Below are 19,213 nucleotides of genomic sequence, written 5' to 3' on the forward strand. Positions count from 1 at the left end.
AGTCTCCTTTCAATGGCCGGTCTGCAGGCCGCGGCTCTGGCCGAGCTGCACTTCTTCGCGCAGGTCGTTCCAGATCACCTTGGCGATCTCGATGAATTTCGGATCGTAGCGGATGTCGGCCATGACACGCGGGCGCGGCAGGTCGATGCGGTAGACGCTCTTCACCGTGCCCGGCCCGGCGGTGAGCACATAGACCTTGTCGGCCAGCGCCACCGCCTCCTCGAGATCGTGAGTGACGAAGACGACGGAGGATTTGAGTTCCGACCAGAGGCCGAGCAGCTCGTCCTGCATGGCGGTGCGGGTCTGCATGTCGAGCGCGCTGAACGGCTCGTCCATCAGCAGAATCTTTGGCTGGTTGATGAAGGTTTGCGCTAGCGCGACCCGTTTGCGCATGCCGCCAGAGAGCTGGTGCGGATAGTGTTTCTCGAAACGCGCAAGGCCGACGCGGGCGATCCAGTCGCGCGCCCGGTCATAGGCTTGAGCCTTCGGCGTGCCGCGATAGAGCGGGCCGGCGGCGACGTTGTCGATGACGCTGCGCCACGGAAACAGCGCGTCTGCCTGGAAGACGAAACCGATGTCGCGGCTGATCTCGGTTACGGGATTGCTCATGACGCGGACATTGCCGGTCGTCGGCCTGAGCAGCCCGGTGACGAGGTTAAGCGTCGTCGACTTGCCGCAGCCGGTCGGCCCGACGACGCAGGCGAACTCGCCGCGCGCCACCGTCATGGTGAAATCGCGGATGGCCGTCATCATGTGGCCGTCGGGGGTGACGAAGCGCAGCGTCACATCGTCGATGGCGATCGCGGCATCAGCCGGCGGCGCGGCCGGAGACAATTTCTCGGCCGCCATGGTTTGCAACTGCATGGCACACTCCTGTAGCGATGGTGCGAGGATGACTGGGGCTCGAGCCCATGGGCCCGCCGCGCCTCGGTATCCGGAAAGGCGCCGCTGCCGAATTGATTCAGGCAAGCGGCGCAACTTGTTGTTCTTCAACGACCGAGCCGGCAGGCCCGGCTCCCTGTCGGCGCTACTTGGCGGCGTCGACGAATGCCGTGGTATAGGTCTTCGACAGGTCGATCTGCTTGCCCTGCAGGCTCTTCGAGAAGGTCGACAGCACCTTCAGCACCGTCTCCGGGCCATCGGCGGGCATGCGGCCGTCAGGCGTGAACATCGCCTTGCCGCCGGCCAACCCTTGCACATAGAGGTCCTTGTTGCCGGCGTAATAATCCTTCGGCATCTGGTCCGCGATCTCTTCGGCCGAATGGCTGGCGATATACTTCATCGTCTTGACGAAAGCGTTGGCGAGCTTCTGCGCCTCGTCCTTATGGCTCTCGATCCAGGCGGACTGGACATAGAAGGATGCCGCCGGATAGTCGCCGCCCAGCGCTTCCCTGGTCTTTTCGGGCGTGCGCATATCGACCAGCACCTTGGCCTCGCCGGTCTGAAGCAGCTTGGCGATGGTCGGCTCGGTGGTCATGCCGGCCTGGATCTGGTCCTGCTTGACGGCGGCGATGAAAGTGTTGCCGGCGCCCACCGGCAGCAGCGTGTAGTCGCCCGGCTTCAGGCCGTTGCGCACGGCGAGATACTGCGTCAGGAAATCGGTCGAGGAGCCAAGACCGGTGACGCCGAGCGTGGCGCCCTTGAAGTCGGCCGGCGATGTGATTTCCGGATGCTTGGCCGAAACCAGCTCGACCTCGCCCGGCGCCTGGCTGAACTGGACGATCGACTGGATGTATTTGCCCTTCGACTGCAAGTCGACGGTGTGATCATAGAAGCCGACGACGCCCTGCACGGCACCGGCCAGCAACTCATTCTCGGCCTCGACGCCGGCGCGGGAGTTGACCAGCTCGACATCGAGCCCCTCATCCTTGAAGTAGCCGAGCTGCTGGGTGAGCACGGCCGGCAGGTAGATCTGCTTTTCCATGCCGCCGACGATGATAGTGATCTTGTCGGCAGCCGATGCCGCCGTGGCGCCCGCGGCGACGATGGCAAACGAAAGCGCCGCCGAACGCAAGACGCACTTCGAGATGAAACCGGTCACGTAACTTCCTCCACCTGGGCGGCGTGCCACCAGGCCACGCCGCATTTCCTCCTTGCCGGCCCGCTCCCGAACCGATCCCGCGGCGAACGCCGCAAAAATGTCATGGCATGCCCAAGCTTTCAGCTGGCTTTCAGTCATTTTAGCGGCCGAAAGAGCGAATTCCGCAGCTATCGCTGGTCACGAAGCGGCGAAGCCAAGCACATCGTGCATGCCGTATTCGCCTGGACACTGTCCGGCCACCCAGAGTGCCGCCGCGATGGCGCCGCGAGCAAACATCGAGCGGTCGCCAGCCGAGTGCGAGAGCGTCAGCGCCTCGCCCTCGGCGAGGAAGCTGACGGAATGCTCGCCGATGATGCTGCCGCCGCGCAGCACGGCGAAGCCGATCTCGCCGGCAGCGCGTGTGCCGACAATCCCATTTCGAGCGCGCCGCGCCACTTCGTCCAGCCTGACGCCGCGTCCGCGCGCCGCCGCCTCGCCCAACATCAGCGCCGTTCCGGACGGCGCATCGACCTTGAAACGGTGGTGCGCTTCCAGGATATCGATGTCGCAATCGTCAGCCCCAAGCGCCCGCGCCGCCTGCTCCACCAGCCCGGTCAGCATGTTGAGACCCAGCGAGTAACTGCCGGAGCGCACGATCGCGATCGTCTTCGCCGCGTCGGCGATCGTCTCCAGCTCGGAACCATCGAAGCCGGTGGAGCCGATCACCAGCGCCGGACCGCCGCGCGCCGCGCATGCCTTTGCTAGTTCGACTGACGCCGCCGGCGTGGTAAAGTCGATGACGACGTCGGCAAGCGCCAGCGCCGCGTCGCGCGCGACCAGCCCCTCGCCCGTGCTGCCCGGTCGATGGAAGCGGGCGACAAGCTCCAGCCGCGGATCGACCTGCACCGCCTCCGTCATCTCCCGGCCCATGCGGCCGAGCGCGCCGGCGATGGCTATTTTCAATGGCTGTTGCGGCAAGGGACACCTCGCCCGTCGCTTCGCTCCTTGCTCCGCGCCAGGGTGACGAAGCAACGGGCGTTTTCGGCTAATCTCCCGGGCATGTGACCTGCCGAGCTCGCGCCACAGACCATCACAGCGCCCTGAGCCAGACCTTGTTGTCGTGGAGAGCAGCACCGCCATAGGGCGCCGGGGCGTCGGCACCGGTCAGCACGTTGATGCCTTCGCCGCGCTCATGCGCACTGTTCGGCCAGATGCCTTCCGCAATCACCACGCCGCGCTTCACGCCGTCGAAGAACCTGGCATGCAGCACCACGTCGCCGCGCCGGTTGCCGATCTCAACGCGGCCGCCGTCCTCGATGCCAAGCGCAGCGGCATCTTCCGGGTGCAGCAAAAGCTCCGGCCTGCCTTCCTTGGCTTTCGACACCGGCGTCTCGGCAAAACTGGAATTGAGGAAGTTGCGCGCCGGCGAAGTTGCCAGCCGGAACGGATGCTCTTCGTCCGCGACCTCGATCAGCTCGACATGGTCGGGGAATTGGGGCAGACGCTCGACCGGTCCGAACAAGCCCATGCTCTTCGGCGGCCGGTTGGGCGCCGACTGCCCGGTCCAATTGGGCCGGAAGTGGAATTTCTTGTCGGCATGGCCGAAGCCGTTGATGAAATGCGCGTCGTCGAAATCGGGTTGCAGGTCGACCCACTTTTGTTCCTTCAGGCTGTCGAAGCTGCCTAGCCCGCGCTTGCCGAGGATGATGTCGATATGCTCCTTCTCGGTCAGGCCAAAGCCCGGCCGGTCGCCGACGCCCAGCCGTTTGCCGAGCTCCTCATTGACGTAGTGGTTGGTGCGCGGCCCCTCCGGCGGCTCGATCAGCTTGGGGCCGAGCGTGATGTGCTGGTTGCCGCCACCCTTGTAGATGTCGTCATGTTCCAGAAACATCGTCGCCGGCAGCACGACGTCGGCGAGCTTGGCCGTATCGGTCATGAACTGCTCGTGCACGCAGGTGAACAGGTCCTCCCGCAGGAAACCTTTTCTCACCAGCCGCTGCTCGGGGGCGACATTGGCGGGATTGGTGTTCTGGATCAGCATCGCCGTCACCGGCGGGCCGCCATAAAGCGCATCCTCGGCACCGGTCAGCACCGGGCCGATGCGCGAATGATCGAGATAGCGCACCTTCGGGTCGCGCATCGCGGTGCCTTCGAGCACATCCTGGTTCAGCTTGAAGATGCCGGAATTGGAGTGAAAGGCGCCGCCGCCCTCATATTGCCAGGCGCCGGTAACCGCCGCGATGCATGAGGCGGCATGCATGTTGACCGAGCCGTTGCGCTGGCGCGCAAAACCGTAGCCGAGGCGGAAGTAGGTCTTCTTCGTTGTGCCGACCAGATGCGCGAAGGTCTCGATCTCGGTGACTGTCAGACCCGTGATTGCCGCCGCCCATTCGGGCGTGCGCGTCCTCAGATGTTCTTCCAGCCCGCGCGGATCGTCGGTGTATTTTTCCAGATAGGCGCGGTCGGCCATGCCGTCGCGAAACAAGACATGCATGACCGCGCAAGCCAGCGCGCCGTCGGTGCCGGGTTTGAGCACCAGGCCGAGATCGGCCTGCTTCATGGTGGCGTTGTCGTAGATGTCGATGGCGACGATCTTGGCGCCGCGCTCTTTTCGCGCCCTCGTCGCATGGGTCATGACATTGACCTGTGTAACCACGGGATTGGTGCCCCAGATCACCACGCAGTCGGACTTCGCCATCTCACGCGGATCGGGGCCGCGCAGAGCGCCCGCTCCCATCATCCAGCCGGTCCAGGCGAGATTGGTGCAGATCGAGCCGAAGAAGCCCGAATATCTCTTCGCGTGCCGCAGCCGCTCGATACCGTCGCGCTGCACCAATCCCATCGTACCGGCGTAAAAATAGGGCCAGACCGTCTCCGAGCCGTATTTCTCTTCGGCCGCGATGAACTTCTCGGCGACGAGGTCGAGCGCCGCTTCCCAACTGGCTTCCTTCCAGGCGCCCTCCCCCTTGCCGCCCGCGCGCACCAGCGGCTTCAGCAGCCGGTCGGGGTGATGGACGCGGTCCGCATAGCGCGCGACCTTGGCGCAGACGACTCCTGCCGTGTAGCTGTTCGCTTTCGCGCCGTGGACGCGGCCGATGCGGTTATTGTCGAGCAGCTCCACCTCGAGCGCGCAGGTGGAAGGACAGTCATGCGGACAGGCCGAATGGCCGATCCCGAGCTTGGCGTGCTGGTTCATGCGAGGGTGTGTAGCGGGTTTTGCGGGAGAGGTGTAGGGCCAGATGGGGCTCCTCCTTCTCCCCTAGTGGGAGAAGGTGGCCGAGCGAAGCTCGGTCGGATGAGGGGTGTTGGAAGGATCGCTACGACAAAGAAATGGGCGATCGAAGCCGCCTGTTGTTCGGCGCGTCACTCCATCCAACACCCCTCATCCGTCTCGGCGCTTCGCGCCGATCCACCTTCTCCCACAAGGGGAGAAGGGGAACCGCCCTACTCCGCGATCCCCTCCTCATATTCCGCCGACATCGTCAGCCACTTGTCCTCGTTGAGGGCAAGTGTGTGGGCAAGCTGCGAGCGCTCCTTGGCCAGCCGCGTCGCGGTCGAGGGGTCCTTCTCGTAGATCGCCGGATTGGCGAGCTCGTCCTCGATCAGGTCGATGCGCTTGCGGATGCGGTCCATCAGCGCCTCGGTGGCGCGGATCTCCTTGGCTAGAGGCTCGAGCGCCGAGCGCCGGGCGGCGGCCTCGCGGCGACGGTCGGCCTTGGATGCCCTGTCTGCCTCCTTCTGCTCGCGGCGATTGGAGGAAACGCCGGTGACCAGCGTTTTGTAATCCTCCAGGTCGCCGTGATAAGGATTGACCGCGCCGTCCTTGACCAACCAGAGGCGATCGGCGGTGGCCTCGAGCAGATGCCGGTCGTGCGAGATGAGGATCACCGCGCCTGAAAAATCGTTGAGCGCATGGATCAGCGATTCACGGCTGTCGATGTCGAGGTGGTTGGTGGGCTCGTCGAGGATGAAGAGGTTCGGCCCCTCGAAGGCCGAGAGCCCCATCAGGAGACGCGCCTTCTCGCCACCGGACAGATCTCTCGCCGCGGTATTCATCTTCTCGGTCGAGAGCCCGAACTGCGCAACGCGGGCGCGCACCTTGGCTTCCGGCGCATCGGGCATCAGCCGGCGCACATGCTCATAGGCGCTTTCCTCGGGACGCAGATCGTCGAGCTGGTGCTGCGCGAAGATCGCCACCTTCAGGCCCGGCGCCACCGTCATCGTGCCGGTCTCGGCTTTGAGGCGGCCGGCGAGCATCTTGGCGAACGTCGATTTGCCGTTGCCGTTGGCGCCGAGCAGCGCGATGCGATCGTCGGCATCGATGCGCAGCGTCATCTTCTTCAGCACCGGGTTGCCCTCGGTGTAGCCGACATTGACGCCGTTGAGCGCCACGATCGGCGAGGCCACCGTCTTCACCGGCTCGGGGAAGGAGAACGGCCGCACCGTGTCGTTCACCACCGCGGCGATCGGCTTCATCTTCTCCAGCGCCTTCAGCCGCGATTGCGCCTGCCTGGCCTTCGAGGCCTTGGCGCGAAAACGCTCGACGAAGGATTCCATATGCTTGCGCTGCGCTTCCTGCTTGACGCGGCTCTTTTCCTGCAGCTCGCGCTGCTCGGTGAGCTGGCGCTCGAACTGGTCGTAGCCGCCGCGCCAGAAGGTCAGCTTCTTCTGGTCGAGATGGACGATCGAATTGACCGCGCGGTTGAGCAGGTCGCGATCGTGCGAGATGAGCAAAACCGTGTGCGGATACTTTGCGACATAGTTCTCGAGCCAGAGCGTGCCTTCGAGGTCGAGATAGTTGGTCGGCTCGTCGAGCAACAGGAGATCGGGTTCGGAAAACAGCACGGCGGCCAAGGCCACGCGCATGCGCCAGCCGCCGGAGAAGGACGAAGCCGGGCGCTTCTGCGCCGCATCGTCGAAGCCGAGGCCGGCAAGGATGGTGGCGGCGCGGGATTCGGCCGAATGCGCATCGATGTCGGCGAGCCGCGTGTGGATTTCCGCGATGCGGTGCGGATCGGTCGCGGTCTTCTCCTCTTCCAGCAAGGCCTGCCGCTCGACATCGGCTTTCAGCACGATGTCGATCAGCGGCTCCTCGGTGCCCGGCGCTTCCTGTGCGACCTGGCCGATGCGGGTGTTTTTCGGCAGGCTGATCGAGCCGGTCTCGGAGGGGAAATCGCCGGTGATTGCCTTGAACAGTGTCGTCTTGCCGGTGCCATTGCGGCCGACGAGACCGGCCTTGGTGCCGGCCGGCAGGGTCAGCGAGGCATGATCGAGAAGCAGGCGCCCCGCCATGCGCAGCGAGAGATCGTTGATGATAAGCATGGGCGGGCTTTTGCACCGGACGTCGGCGCTTCGCAAGAGCCAGGCCTGGATGACGGCTAGCCGTGGTTCCGGGCGCCGGTCCCGAGCCCAATCAGGGAACCAGTTGCCGGCCGAAGCGTTCTGAGCCCCGTGATCCGCTATTTCGCCCTCGCCTTCATCTTCTTCCAGGTCGCCACGACCGCCGCGCTGGCGACACAAGTGGTGCTGTTTGAGGGCGAGACGGCCGCAGTGCTCCCCTTAACTGACCCGGCAAGCGCGGCGTCAACGCTGCCAGTCTCCGCCCAAGTGGGGGAGATGACCGGCGGGCCAGAGGCGGACGCGACGAAACACCTGCTGATCCAAATTTATCCTGGAAAACAATCCCAGACGTCGCCTACGCAATGACCGATAGGCCGGCGGCGCAGCTCCGCTCTGGAATACCGCTCCTCCCGGATTCCGGAAAACCGCTGCGCGGTTGTCCCGGAACCGCCTTGACCATGCGCCTTTTCAGCCGCCGATGATGCCGTCCAGGACCGCGAGGCATCTCAGCCGTCGCGCAGCGACGACCGGCCGGTCATCATGCTCGACGATGGCGCGCTCGAAATTGTCGAGCGCGTCGAGCGCGGTACGCAGATCGATGGCCGGCAGGTCCAATGAAAACAGGACGCGCCGCGCCTTGACCCCCTCGCCGGCATCGGCGCAAGACTGGATGGCCACCCTGCGACGCAACGCGTCGAGCGCGGCAAAGCGGTCGGCCGACGGCGTGGCGCCGTCCGTAGCGGGCAGCATGACCTTCGGCTCAGGCCTTGGCTTTACGCTTGCCCCTGCCGGAATCCGCGGCCGGCTTCCGGCCCAGGCCGGAAGACTTGGCAAGCGCCGAGCGAGTGGCCGAATAACTGGGCGCCACCATGGGATAGTCCGCCGGCAGGCCCCATTTCGCGCGATATTCGTCCGGCGTCAGCCCATGGTCGGTCGACAGGTGCCGCTTCAGCGACTTGAACTTCTTGCCGTCCTCGAGGCAGACGATGTAGTCGGGGAATACCGAACGCTTCGGATTGACGGCCGGCGTCTGCGGCGCGCTTTCCTTCACCGGGGCGCCCCCGGCGAGCTTGCGCACCGAAGCGCTGACGCTGGCGATCAGATCAGGCAGGCCGGATGCCGGAAGCGGGTTGTTGCCCACATAGGCCGAAACAATGTCGGCGGTCAGCTCGATTGCAGTCTTGTCGTCGATATTGGACAATTTTTTCACCTTCTGCTGGCTCTCAAATGACCAGCTGTTTTTAAGACTTTAGTCTAGGTATCTTATTGGACCTGTCCCCCAACGGACGTCCAGAGTCAGTAAACGTGCGAGACTCAATACCGAAGGTATGTTTTCACCGCGGGCCGCGACCGCGCAAGTTAGGAATTCTAATACCTACAACAAACACTTTACAGCACCGAAGCTCTGCACGGGCGAGTAAATGACGCAACAGCACTTCAATTTCTACGAGTAATTCCTGCAAAAATTGGAATTTTGGACGGAAAGCCAATACTTGCGAGCAGCGCTGGCTCTCCGATCATCGATCATGCCCGATTCGTTAGGGCAAGTCGCTTATTTCGCGGCAGCGCCGCGCCGGAGATCGGTCGGGCCGTCGGCCAGAATCTCCAGCACGCGTTTCCAGTGGGCGCAGCGGCCGAAATCCTTCTGCTCGATGGCCTTCTCAGCCTTCATGGCGGCATAGAGCTGCGCCTCGGCGCCGAATTCCTTGACGAGCCAATGCGCCTCCTGTCTGGCCCGGCGTTCGTCGTCGTCAAGCCCGCTCCCGGGCATGTTTCCTGGTACGATCCCTGGCATGGTCTTCAGCCCTCCGGACGTTCGATGCCGACAGCAATGCAACTGCCGATGACGAGGACGGCGCCAGCCATGGCCGTCATCGACAGGCTTTCGCCCGACAGCGCCAGCAAAAGCGTGGAAGCGATCGGCGTGAGATACGCCACGACCGCGAGCCGCCCATCCTGATCGAGGCTGAGCGCGCGCGACCAGAAATAATAGCCGAGCCCCATCGGCCCGGCGCCGAGATAGAGTCCGAGCAGCAGGTCCAAGCCGCCCAGGGCGGCGACGCCGTCATGCAGACACCATGCGAAGGTCAGCGCCACGCCGATCAGGGCCGAAGGCAGCAGAAGCCGATCCGGCGGCACAGCAAGGCGGCCGACGGCAAGCGAGTAGAAGGCCATGCAAAGTGCCGAGCCGAAGGCGGCGCAATAACCGACGGGGCTACCTCCGAACCAGGCATGCGCGCCTCCGCCGGAGATCACCAGCGCGACGCCGGTGAAGCCCAGCGCGGCGGTCAGTCCAAGCAGCAGCGGCCGTCGCGGGCGGCCGAGCACGATGACGGCGGCGGCGACCATCAGCGGCCAGGTGTAGGCAACGAGATTGGCCTCGATGACCGGCATCGAGGCGAAGGCGATGTATTGCAACGCCATGGTGCCGACCAGGCCGATGAAGCCGACGGCGCAGGCGAGCACGGTTCTCCCCTTATCCCCTTGGGGAACAAGGTGGATCGGCACGAAGCGCCGAGACGGAAGAGAGATGTTGGAAGAAACTCCTGCGTCGGCGATCCGTCCGGCCCCCTTGATCACAAGGGGAGAAGGGAAGAACCTGATCAGCGCAAAGACCAGCGCGGCGCCTGAGAACTGCAGGAACTGCACCTCCGATACCGGGTGATTGGCAAGCAGCGTCTTGCCGACGAAAGCGTTGGTCGCCCAGAGCGCCACGGCGCCGAAGGCAAAGCCCAGCGCCGCCGGGGGAGCAGCGCTGGAACGGTCCTTCCGCCTGTCGGCGGTGACCGGGCCCAGGCTCAGCGATGCTGAAGGCGGCTGGCGACCGGCCGGATCGTCAGCCACTACCACGATTCCCTGGCTCCGCCGGAGACCGGATCGACAGCCGGTTTCGGCACGGGATGTTCTTCGGCATGGCGGCGATAGGCCGGCAGCTGGTTCGTCCAGACGTCCTCGGCCAGTTCGTTCACCCAGCCGCGGTCCTGGTCGTTGTCGGCGGCGAGGTAGAACATGCGGTTGTCGTCGACATAGGGCTTCGCCACCGAACGCTGGTTGAGCACCAGGGTGACGCGCGAGCCGAGCTGGATCGGCGCGGTGCGATGGAGCACGCCGAGGAACTGGCCGAGCGTGGCGTAATTCATCTTGTGGTCGATGCGCATGACCCTGTTGCGCGGCAGGTCGCTGCCGGATTCGAGGATGGCACGCCCCGTCTCGGAATCGTCGCAATAGATTTCAAGATGGCCGCCGATCAGAGGATCGCTGATCGAGAGCGGAATGAGTTCCGTCACCGGAACGCCATCGCAGTGCCAGTCGACGGCGCCGTCCTTGGGGTTCATGAAGGTGACGGTCGAGCCGACGATAGACAGCGGATAGGGTTCGAGCTTGGTGCCCATCATGTCGGACAGCCGTTCCAGCCGCAGCTTGTCGTTGAGCAGTTCCTTGATCTCGGGAATGTAGCGGTCCGCGCCGGTGATGAAGGTGAGGTCGAGATGCTTGTGCACGGCGTGGCTGGCCTTGAGCTTGAGCGCCGCCTCCTCGATCGCGGCGAGCAGTTGCGGGTCGTAGCCGTGAAGATACTGGGCGACGCCGAAGCTCGACACTTTCCACGCCGTATCATGACCGATGATGGCTTCACGGCTCATCGCATAGCGCAGTTCGGGGATTGTATGGGCGTTCATTCTACTTCTCCAAGGTCGGGGCAACACTTGGTAAACAGTCGATTGAGCACCCTCCCCTGTAAATTTAGGAATGCTGGTGCTACTTTAAGCATAGCTAAAGGTCGAACCCCGTGCGTCTGCTCAGCCAGGTCAACTTAAACTCGCTGAAAATCGTGGAGAGCGCCGCCAGGCACCGCAACTTCACGCGCGCGGGCGAAGAGCAGTTCATTACCGCCTCCGCCGTCAGCCAGCGGGTGAAGAGCCTGGAGGACCAGCTGCGCTTCAAGATCTTCCAGCGCGGCGGCAACGCGGTGTCGCTGACGCCGGAAGGCGAGACCTACGTGGCGCGCGTGCGCGAGGCGCTGGAGCGGATCGTGGCTGCCAGCATGGAGGCGACCGGCCAATCCCAGGCGCATGTGCTGAAGATCTGCGTCTTGCCGACCTTCGCGGCGCGCTGGCTGTTTCCGCGGCTTGCCACCTTCCAGCGGCAGTATCCGGATATCGAGATGCGGGTCTCGACTTCCTATGCCACGCATGAATTCGCGACCTCCGAATACGATCTCGAGATCCGCTATGGCGACGGCAATTTCCCCGGCCTCAACTCCGTGCTGCTGTTCAAGGAGGACCTGACGCCGGTGTGCAGCCGCAAGCTGTTCCGCGAGGTGCTGGGCGACAAGCCGCTGTCCAAGGTGACGCCGGAGGACCTCAGGCACTTCACCCTGCTCCACTCCGACACCTGCACCCAGAACTGGCAGTCGTGGCTGGCTTTTGCCGGCGCGAGTTTCGTGCTTGGCGAGACCAAGAGCATCTATTTCGATTCCTGCATGATGTCCTACGAGGCGGCCAATGCCGGCATGGGCTTTGCCGTTGCCAACCGCGCCTATATGGCAAGCGACATCCGAGCCGAGCGGCTGGTCGCCCCCTTCGCGGTCCACCATCCCAACACCGCCGGCTGGTATTTCGTCAGCCCCATCAAGGCGCTCGGCGCCCGCAAGGTGGAGCTGTTCAAGCAGTGGATCATGGCTGAAGCGGCGCTGACGCAGCGCCAGTTGGACCTGGAGATCGCCAACGTGCCGCTGGCGCGCGCCGCGATGGCGTGACGCGGCGGCGCAAGCGACGCAAACACACCCCTGAGATTCTCCGATCTTTGAAGGCCTATAGCCGGCTAGCGCGATCGCCCCATGACGCGGCGGAGAGACTCAGCTATCTTTGGTCCTGCGGCGGGCCTGATTTTCCCGCTTGGCCGGCGCTTTCCAGCTTCCTCCCAAGCAGCGCCGGCCTTCTTCTGCGGCGGCGCCGCTTCGTCTCCCGACAACATCGTCCGCTCTCATTGCTTCGGCGGCGTGCCGGGCTGGTCGCCGCCGGTGGTCGATTGCGGCACCGGGTTCTTATCGACCTGCGGGTTTTTGTCGACGGTGTCGCTTGGCGCCTTGGTGGGCTGCACGCTGTTGTCGCAGGCGGCGAGCCAGAGCCCTGCCGCGACAGCCAGCAGCACAGGAAGTTTCTTCATGACGACCTCCTCTCGTTCGCCCCTTTCTTCGAAGCAAACGAGGCGGCGGCGGTTTGGTTGCGCCGTCCGGCGGAACCAACGCGCCTGTCTCCGGTTGAACCTCGTTAACTCACGAGGAGATGTCATGATCCGTCTGCTGCTCGTCGGCCTGTTCGGCTACACGGCCTATCGCGTCACGATGAGGATCATCGAGGAGGCGTCCGGCGAGCTCGCGCCGCCGGACGATCGGCGGTCGCTGCGGCGCCAGTCGGCGGCGATGGGCGTCGAGCCGAAAAGGTAGATCGGCCAACCTCGCGCTTGTTGGGAAGATGGCCGGCCTATCCAGCACATGCCGGCGCGTACAGCGTCCCCTCTGCCCTGCCGGGCATCGCCCCCCACTTGGCCGCCTTTGGGCGGGATTAGCTGTATTGCGAACAAAGCGGAAACGATGCTTGATGGGCGATGAACATCGCCGCCCGTGATTCGTCCTTCGAAACTCCTGCCTATCTTGCCCGGCTGAACGACGAGCAGCGGCTGGCGGTGGTGCATGGCGACGGCAAGGTGGCCGCGCCGCTGCTGGTGATCGCCGGGGCCGGCTCCGGCAAGACCAGCACGCTGGCGCATCGCGTGGCGCACCTCATCGTCAAGGGCGCCGATCCGCGCCGCATCCTTTTGATGACCTTTTCGCGCCGCGCCGCGGCTGAAATGGCAAAGCGCGTCGAGCGCATCGCCGGCGAGGTGCTGGGCCGCGATGCCGCGATCATCGCCGATGCGCTATCCTGGGCCGGTACTTTCCACGGTATCGGCGCCAGACTCTTGCGCGACTATGCCGAGCAGATCGGCCTCGATCCGGCTTTCACCATCCACGATCGCGAGGATTCGGCCGACCTGATGAACCTTGCCCGGCACGAGCTCGGTTTTTCCAAGACCGAAAGCCGTTTTCCGACCAAAGCCACCTGCCTGCAGATCTATTCGCGGGCGGTGAACGCCCAGGCGCCGCTCGGCGAGGTGCTGGGCTCGGCCTTTCCCTGGTGCTCAGGATGGGCGGAACAGCTGAAGGAGCTGTTCGCGGCTTATGTCGAGGCCAAGCAGGCGCAGAACGTGCTCGATTACGACGACCTTTTGCTCTACTGGGCGCAGATGGCGGCCGAGCCGGAGATCGCCGCTCACCTTGGCTCACGCTTCGACCACGTGCTGGTCGACGAATACCAGGACACCAACCGGCTGCAGGCCTCTATTCTGTTGGCGCTGAAGCCGGACGGCGCGGGCTTGACCGTGGTGGGCGATGACGCACAGTCGATATATTCCTTCCGGGCCGCGGAAGTGCGCAACATTCTCGATTTCCCAAAACAGTTCGCGCAAGGCGCCGAGATCGTCATGCTGGAGCGCAATTACCGCTCGACCGAGCCGATCCTGGCCGCCGCCAACAAAGTAATCGGCGAGGCAAGCGAGCGTTTCACCAAGAATCTCTGGACCGAACGCCGGTCGTCGCACAAGCCGCAACTGGTAAGCGTGCGCGACGAGGCTGAGCAGGCCAATTATGTCTGCCAGGCGATCCTTGCCGAGCGCGAGGCCGGCACGGCGCTCAAGGCGCAAGCCGTGCTGTTCCGCGCCTCGCATCACAGCGGGCCGCTGGAGGTGGAGCTCACGCGGCGCAACATCCCCTTCGTCAAATTCGGCGGGCTGAAATTCCTCGATGCCGCGCATGTGAAAGACATGCTGGCGATGCTGCGCTTTGCCGAGAACCCGCGCGACAGGGTCGCCGGCTTCCGGGTGCTGCAGTTGATGCCCGGCATCGGGCCTTCGGCCGCCTCACAGATCGTCGAGGCGATGGCGACGTCGCTCGACGAGACGCTCGGCCTTGCCCGCTTCCGGCCGCCGCAGCGCGCGGCCGAAGACTGGCCGGTCTTCCTCGACATCTACAGCGGGCTGCGCGCCGGCGCCAAATGGCCGGCCGACCTCGAGCGGATCAGGCTCTGGTACGAGCCGCATCTGGAGCGTATTCACGAGGACGCGATCACGCGCCGGGCCGACCTGTTGCAGCTCGAGCAGATCGCGTCGGGCTATCCCTCGCGCGAGCGTTTCCTGACCGAGCTGACGCTCGACCCGCCCGACGCCACCAGCGACCAGGCCGGCCCGCCGCATCGCGACGAGGATTACCTGATCCTGTCCACGATCCATTCGGCCAAGGGCCAGGAGTGGAAGAACGTCTTCGTGCTCAACACGGTCGACGGCTGCATCCCGGCCGATCTCGGCGTCGGTACCAAGGAGGATATCGAGGAGGAGCGGCGGCTGCTCTATGTGGCGATGACGCGCGCCAAGGACAGCCTGCACCTGGTGGTGCCGCAGCGCTTTTATCCGCACAATCAGCCGGCGCGCGGCGACCGTCACGTCTATGCCTCGCGCACCCGCTTTATCCCGGCCTCGATGCTTTCGGCTTTCGAACAGTCATCCTGGGCGAGCGCGGCGATCACGGACGACCCGCGCCAAAAGCCGGGCGTCAAGGTCGATCTCGGCGCGCGCATGCGCGGCATGTGGAAATAGACGCCTACCCAAAGGCGGGACGACACTCCTACTCAGCCCCACCGCTGGTGAGGGCGCTCCGTTCCCTGCTGCGCGGGTTCGTTCAGTGGAACGTGCCGGCGGCCTCGCCGGATAGCCTGCTGCGCGGGCTTTCGAAGCTCACCTGGTCGCGTCCGTTCGACTTCGCCTTGTAAAGATGCCTGTCCGCGACCCGAAACATGTGGTGATAGGTGGTGGGCCCGCTGAACGCGACGCCGCCGATGCTGACCGAAAGCGGGCACGGCTGCCCGCCCGGCGCGAACTCGGCCTCGCGGATACGCAGTCTGATCGACTCGGCGACCAGGAAGGAGCGTGTCGCGTCGGCGCCCGGAAGGAAGACCGCGAATTCCTCGCCGCCGATGCGTCCAACGATGTCGGCGCCGTGGAGCTGGCTCCGGATCGTGCTCGCGATCAGCTTCAGCGCCTGATCGCCGCAATCGTGGCCGAGCCGGTCATTGATCGACTTGAAATGGTCGGCATCGACGATCAGCAGCGCGCCGGCTTCGGCCACCGCATGGCTGCGAGCCTTGTCGAGATAGGCCTCGACCAGCATCGAGAAAGCGCCGCGGTTGAAGACCGCCGTCAGGCTGTCGGTCGCGGCAATGATGCTGAGCTCCTTCTGGGCGATGGCCAGCTGGCGCATCTTCCACATTAGGAAGAACAGGAAGGAGCCGCCAAGGATGAGCGGCAGGAACAGGTCGGTGAGCTTGGCCCAGAGCAGCGCTTCGGGTGACAGCGAGGGAAAGTTGAAGGAATCGACGAAGAAGGCCGCGGCAATGAAGAATGCCGTGCCGGCAACGGTGACCAGCGCGACCCTGCCCCAACTGGTGGGGGACAAATCGATGCGCATGGCATTGCTCCCACTACAACTGGCCTATTGTGGAGCGCGAGCGCAAACGAAGTCCTAATATATTGGCTTCAATGGGAATGTGGTTAACCAGGCGTCGAGCGCGCCGCACCGCGATACCAGCTGAAGAAGGCCCGCCGACGCAGCGGCGGGCTTTGCGATTGGCCAGAGGCGCTCGTCAGCGCGCCGTCAACGACGCGAAATCATCAGGCAGAGCGCCCTCAGATCACGATCATAGGTGCCCTCGCTGCTGAGCACATCGACGCAGCGCTTCTTCACCCGCGACAACTGGCTGCTCGACATCTGGGTGACGGCGGAGGACAGGTTCGTCGTTCCCGGCGGCGTCGCGCCGACGGTTCCAGGAACGGCGGCGCCCGCGCCGAGGGCGACGCCAGCGCCGCTCGTGCCGCCGGTCGTCACGTTGAGCGCGCTATTGGTGCCGTTGCCCAAAGTCGCATCGGCTCCAGCCCCGTTTGTCCCGCCGATCGATGCCGTGGCCGTGGAACTGCTGCCGCCGATGGTGACGGTTCCGCTGCCTCCGCTTGCGCCGCCGATCGAAACCCTGGCGCCTTTGTTGCTGCCGCCGAAGGATGCATTTCCGTCAGCCCCATTTGGGCCGCCCGCATTGGCGTCGGCTCTGTTGCCGCCTACGGATACGCCGCCGAGGCCGCCGACCCCGACGCTCTGGGCGTTTGCCGGCATGGCAAGAGCAACGACGATTGCACCACTCGCCAATGTGCTGGCGAACCTTTTTACGATACTGGCCATGACACTCTCCCTGTGGTTTTGTATTTCCGCCTTGCATCATTTGTTGCGCTTTTCTAGAGCGCGTAGCTTTTGAGACAAAAATACGCCGAGAGTGCCCTTTCGGTTTCTTTAGCTATTTCGCATATGACGAATCATAGTTTTCAAAAACGATGCTTCTGCTTTAAAATATAGACGAAATTGTCGTGTTTTTTAGTTTTCCGGAATTGGCCAACCGGAATCCCTGCAAGCTTCAGGCGTAGGCGCGGCCTTCTTCGGAGCGCTGGAACTGCATCAGGTCAAGCGGCACCGAGGGCCTGCCGAGGACGGTAAGGCACATATGCGCCTGGCCGCGATGGTGGGTCTGGTGATTGAAGAGATGGCTGACCGCCGGCGCCAGCCGCTGCGAAACGGTGCGCATGTCGGTGGTCATATAGGAAAATCGCCCGGTGAGCGCCTTATCGGTCATGCCGCCCATCCAGTCGACAATCCTCCTGTCCTCGGTCTCGCGTGCAAGGCGCAAGCCCGGGAAGGCGCGATAGAGGATCGTCGCAAGGTTTGAGGGCGCGTCCCCCTCGCCCGTAAAGCGCTTCATCCAGACGCGGTCGGTGACGAGCAGGTGATTGAGCGTGCCCAGCATCGAGCCGAAGAAGGCGCCAACATCGCGGCCGAGTTCCTCTTCGCTGAGATCGGCGGCGGCATCATAGATGCGCGTGTTGGCCCATTGATTGTAGGCCGCAAACATCATGAAATGCTGTTTCATTCTTCCATCCGGCTCGCAACGAATCCCGGCTCTTCGTAACCCGCAGGAACCGTAATGACCATTCTGTTCTATGATCTCGTCGGCCATGACGCAAAACGCCCATTCAGTCCGCATTGCTGGAAGACGAAGATGGCGCTGGCCCACAAAGGGCTCGATGCCACCAAGGTGCCGACGCGCTTCCTGGAAGTCCCCAAGGTGGAAGGCGGCGTGTCGAAGACGGTGCCGGTGATCCGCGATGGCGAGCGCGTGGTGGCCGATTCCTTCGCCATCGCACTTTATCTCGACGAAGCCTACCCCGAGCGGCCGATGTTGTTCGGCGGCGAAGGCGGCAAGGCGACGGCGCGCTTCATCGAACGCTGGTCGCAGCTCACCATCCATCCTTACCTCATGACGGTGCTGCTCACCGATCTGCATAGGATGCAGGACGAGGCGAACCGCGCCTATTTCCGCGAGAGCCGCGAGCAGCGGCTCGGCAAGCGGCTCGAAGAGGTGGTGGCCGGCCGCGACGAGGGGCTTGCCGGCTTTCGTGCCTCGCTCGAGCCGCTGCGCTCGATGCTCAGCTATCAGCCTTTCATCGGCGGGACATCGCCGCTGTTTGCCGACTACATCGTGTTCGGGGCGCTGCAATGGGCGCGCGTCGTCTCGCCCTACCAGCTGCTCGAGACGGGCGACGGCGTTGCCGAATGGTTCGAACGCTGCCTCGACCTGCATGGCGGAATCGGCCGGCAGGTGGCCGCGGCGGCGTAAGCGCTAATCTTCCTCTTGTGGGAAGATGTCGCCGAAGGTGACAGAGTGGGCGCCTCAACAGCTGCGGCGCCTACTTGCGAAAGAAGAAGTCGGCGTTTCACGCGCGGCGCCCCGCTCTGTGCTGCCGGCCATCTCCCCCTCAAGGCGGGAATTTTCCGGCTTCATCCTTTTCGACCAGCCTGACGCAGATCGGATCGCCCTCTCCCATGCGGGCGCATTGCCATTCCGGGCCGAAGCCGAAATTCTGCTGTCCGGTTTGTGGAAAGAACAGCAGGACGAAGACGATCACGGCAAGGACCACGGCCATCAAGAAAATGCCGGCGATATCGTCGCGTTTGAGGTAGAGCCGGTTCATCGCCTCCTGCTCCGCTGCCGCGGCGCTCCGGACTGCACGCGAAGCGCGCTCTCAGCCGTCCAATTATCCCGCAAACAGCCGGCCTTGACCAGAAGCCGCCTCCCCTTGGCAAGCCGCCAAGCGGCTTGTATAGAGCCCGCCACTCCAATTTCCATTCCCAGAACAAGGACGACCCAATGGCGATCGAACGCACCTTCTCCATGATCAAGCCGGATGCCACCAAGCGCAATCTGACCGGCGCCATCACCAAGATGCTGGAAGACGCGGGCCTCAGCGTCGTCGCGTCGCGTCGCGTATGGATGAGCCGCCGCGAGGCCGAAGGCTTCTACGCCGTCCACAAGGATCGTCCTTTCTTCGGCGAGCTGGTCGAATTCATGTCGTCGGGCCCGACCGTCGTGCAGGTGCTGGAGGGCGAGAACGCCATCGCCAAGAACCGCGAAGTGATGGGCGCCACCAACCCGGCCAATGCGGCCGAGGGCACCATCCGCAAGGTGCATGCGCTGTCGATCGGCGAAAATTCGGTGCACGGCTCGGACGCGCCGGAGACCGCCGCGCAGGAGATCAGGTACTGGTTCTCCGACACCGAGATCGTCGGCTGAGACGCTTCGGTCCCGGCAAGGCGGCTCTCGGGCCGCCTTTTTGTTGGAGCGGGCCGGCCGTGCAGGCTTTAGGAACGGGCGATGCCCGCGG

The 19,213-nt window shown here is 64.2% G+C and carries 21 protein-coding genes; 6 read left to right on the forward strand and 15 right to left on the reverse strand.

Annotated elements, in window-relative coordinates; genetic code table 11:
• Positions 1 to 9 precede the first annotated feature (9 nt).
• The 5 genes from P9228_RS26535 to P9228_RS26555 all read right to left on the reverse strand — a co-directional run bounded on the left by P9228_RS26535 (position 10) and on the right by P9228_RS26555 (position 7,342).
• Positions 10 to 864: an ABC transporter ATP-binding protein gene (locus P9228_RS26535; RefSeq protein ID WP_278056405.1), complete on the reverse strand. Its 855-nt coding sequence runs from the start codon at positions 862 to 864 to the stop codon at positions 10 to 12.
• Between the two features lie 163 nt (positions 865 to 1,027).
• A complete protein-coding gene (locus P9228_RS26540; protein WP_278056465.1) occupies positions 1,028 to 2,014 on the reverse strand; it encodes an ABC transporter substrate-binding protein in 987 nt (328 codons plus the stop codon).
• A 204-nt stretch (positions 2,015 to 2,218) separates the two neighbouring features.
• Positions 2,219 to 2,998 carry a 4-hydroxy-tetrahydrodipicolinate reductase gene (gene dapB, locus P9228_RS26545; RefSeq protein WP_278056407.1) on the reverse strand — a complete coding sequence of 260 codons (780 nt, stop codon included), beginning with the start codon at positions 2,996 to 2,998 and terminating at the stop codon, positions 2,219 to 2,221.
• Between the two features lie 112 nt (positions 2,999 to 3,110).
• Complete coding sequence (locus tag P9228_RS26550; protein ID WP_278056409.1) at positions 3,111 to 5,216, reverse strand: molybdopterin oxidoreductase family protein; 2,106 nt, start codon at positions 5,214 to 5,216, stop codon at positions 3,111 to 3,113.
• A 248-nt stretch (positions 5,217 to 5,464) separates the two neighbouring features.
• Positions 5,465 to 7,342, reverse strand: coding sequence for an ABC-F family ATP-binding cassette domain-containing protein (locus tag P9228_RS26555; RefSeq protein WP_278056411.1), 1,878 nt, complete (start codon positions 7,340 to 7,342; stop codon positions 5,465 to 5,467).
• Positions 7,343 to 7,471: 129 nt separating this feature from the next.
• Between P9228_RS26555 and P9228_RS26560 the strand changes: the two genes are divergently transcribed.
• The gene (locus tag P9228_RS26560; protein WP_278056413.1) at positions 7,472 to 7,726 is read left to right on the forward strand and encodes a hypothetical protein; all 255 of its coding nucleotides are present in this window, start codon (positions 7,472 to 7,474) and stop codon (positions 7,724 to 7,726) included.
• A 102-nt stretch (positions 7,727 to 7,828) separates the two neighbouring features.
• Here P9228_RS26560 and P9228_RS26565 read toward each other — a convergent pair whose 3' ends face one another.
• From P9228_RS26565 to P9228_RS26585, 5 genes are all read right to left on the reverse strand, one after another.
• Positions 7,829 to 8,110: a hypothetical protein gene (locus P9228_RS26565; protein WP_128372405.1), complete on the reverse strand. Its 282-nt coding sequence runs from the start codon at positions 8,108 to 8,110 to the stop codon at positions 7,829 to 7,831.
• 10 nt (positions 8,111 to 8,120) lie between these two features.
• Positions 8,121 to 8,561 carry a MucR family transcriptional regulator gene (locus P9228_RS26570; protein ID WP_066995912.1) on the reverse strand — a complete coding sequence of 147 codons (441 nt, stop codon included), beginning with the start codon at positions 8,559 to 8,561 and terminating at the stop codon, positions 8,121 to 8,123.
• Between the two features lie 351 nt (positions 8,562 to 8,912).
• A complete protein-coding gene (locus P9228_RS26575) occupies positions 8,913 to 9,155 on the reverse strand; it encodes a hypothetical protein (RefSeq protein WP_278056415.1) in 243 nt (80 codons plus the stop codon).
• 5 nt (positions 9,156 to 9,160) lie between these two features.
• Positions 9,161 to 10,204 carry a DMT family transporter gene (locus tag P9228_RS26580; RefSeq protein ID WP_278056417.1) on the reverse strand — a complete coding sequence of 348 codons (1,044 nt, stop codon included), beginning with the start codon at positions 10,202 to 10,204 and terminating at the stop codon, positions 9,161 to 9,163.
• Positions 10,204 to 11,037, reverse strand: a complete 834-nt coding sequence (locus P9228_RS26585; RefSeq protein ID WP_066995820.1) for a hypothetical protein — start codon at positions 11,035 to 11,037, stop codon at positions 10,204 to 10,206. Before P9228_RS26585 ends, P9228_RS26580 begins: the two co-directional genes overlap by 1 nt.
• Positions 11,038 to 11,147: 110 nt before the next feature.
• Here P9228_RS26585 and P9228_RS26590 point away from each other — a divergent pair, with 110 nt between their 5' ends.
• Positions 11,148 to 12,116, forward strand: a complete 969-nt coding sequence (locus tag P9228_RS26590; protein WP_127216510.1) for a LysR substrate-binding domain-containing protein — start codon at positions 11,148 to 11,150, stop codon at positions 12,114 to 12,116.
• Between the two features lie 227 nt (positions 12,117 to 12,343).
• Here P9228_RS26590 and P9228_RS26595 read toward each other — a convergent pair whose 3' ends face one another.
• Positions 12,344 to 12,526: a hypothetical protein gene (locus P9228_RS26595; RefSeq protein ID WP_278056419.1), complete on the reverse strand. Its 183-nt coding sequence runs from the start codon at positions 12,524 to 12,526 to the stop codon at positions 12,344 to 12,346.
• Positions 12,527 to 12,650: 124 nt separating this feature from the next.
• Here P9228_RS26595 and P9228_RS26600 point away from each other — a divergent pair, with 124 nt between their 5' ends.
• Together P9228_RS26600 and P9228_RS26605 are read left to right on the forward strand one after the other, a co-directional pair.
• Positions 12,651 to 12,806, forward strand: a complete 156-nt coding sequence (locus P9228_RS26600) for a hypothetical protein (protein ID WP_278056421.1) — start codon at positions 12,651 to 12,653, stop codon at positions 12,804 to 12,806.
• A 161-nt stretch (positions 12,807 to 12,967) separates the two neighbouring features.
• Complete coding sequence (locus P9228_RS26605; protein ID WP_278056422.1) at positions 12,968 to 15,049, forward strand: ATP-dependent helicase; 2,082 nt, start codon at positions 12,968 to 12,970, stop codon at positions 15,047 to 15,049.
• Between the two features lie 82 nt (positions 15,050 to 15,131).
• Here P9228_RS26605 and P9228_RS26610 read toward each other — a convergent pair whose 3' ends face one another.
• The 3 genes from P9228_RS26610 to P9228_RS26620 all read right to left on the reverse strand — a co-directional run bounded on the left by P9228_RS26610 (position 15,132) and on the right by P9228_RS26620 (position 17,421).
• Entirely contained in the window at positions 15,132 to 15,917 is a 786-nt protein-coding gene (locus tag P9228_RS26610; protein ID WP_095800041.1) for a GGDEF domain-containing protein, read from the reverse strand.
• Positions 15,918 to 16,103: 186 nt separating this feature from the next.
• Complete coding sequence (locus tag P9228_RS26615) at positions 16,104 to 16,682, reverse strand: hypothetical protein (RefSeq protein WP_278056425.1); 579 nt, start codon at positions 16,680 to 16,682, stop codon at positions 16,104 to 16,106.
• A 229-nt stretch (positions 16,683 to 16,911) separates the two neighbouring features.
• A complete protein-coding gene (locus P9228_RS26620; protein ID WP_278056426.1) occupies positions 16,912 to 17,421 on the reverse strand; it encodes a DinB family protein in 510 nt (169 codons plus the stop codon).
• Positions 17,422 to 17,475: 54 nt separating this feature from the next.
• On the opposite strand from P9228_RS26620, the gene P9228_RS26625 reads away from it, so the two are divergent.
• The gene (locus P9228_RS26625; RefSeq protein ID WP_278056427.1) at positions 17,476 to 18,168 is read left to right on the forward strand and encodes a glutathione S-transferase family protein; all 693 of its coding nucleotides are present in this window, start codon (positions 17,476 to 17,478) and stop codon (positions 18,166 to 18,168) included.
• Between the two features lie 139 nt (positions 18,169 to 18,307).
• Here P9228_RS26625 and P9228_RS26630 read toward each other — a convergent pair whose 3' ends face one another.
• Positions 18,308 to 18,523, reverse strand: coding sequence for a hypothetical protein (locus P9228_RS26630; RefSeq protein WP_067330396.1), 216 nt, complete (start codon positions 18,521 to 18,523; stop codon positions 18,308 to 18,310).
• 176 nt (positions 18,524 to 18,699) lie between these two features.
• On the opposite strand from P9228_RS26630, the gene ndk reads away from it, so the two are divergent.
• Positions 18,700 to 19,122, forward strand: a complete 423-nt coding sequence (ndk, locus tag P9228_RS26635) for a nucleoside-diphosphate kinase (protein ID WP_095823617.1) — start codon at positions 18,700 to 18,702, stop codon at positions 19,120 to 19,122.
• The last annotated feature ends 91 nt before the right edge of the window (positions 19,123 to 19,213 follow it).

This window comes from Mesorhizobium sp. WSM4898 (genome assembly GCF_029625845.1).
GTDB lineage: Bacteria > Pseudomonadota > Alphaproteobacteria > Rhizobiales > Rhizobiaceae > Mesorhizobium.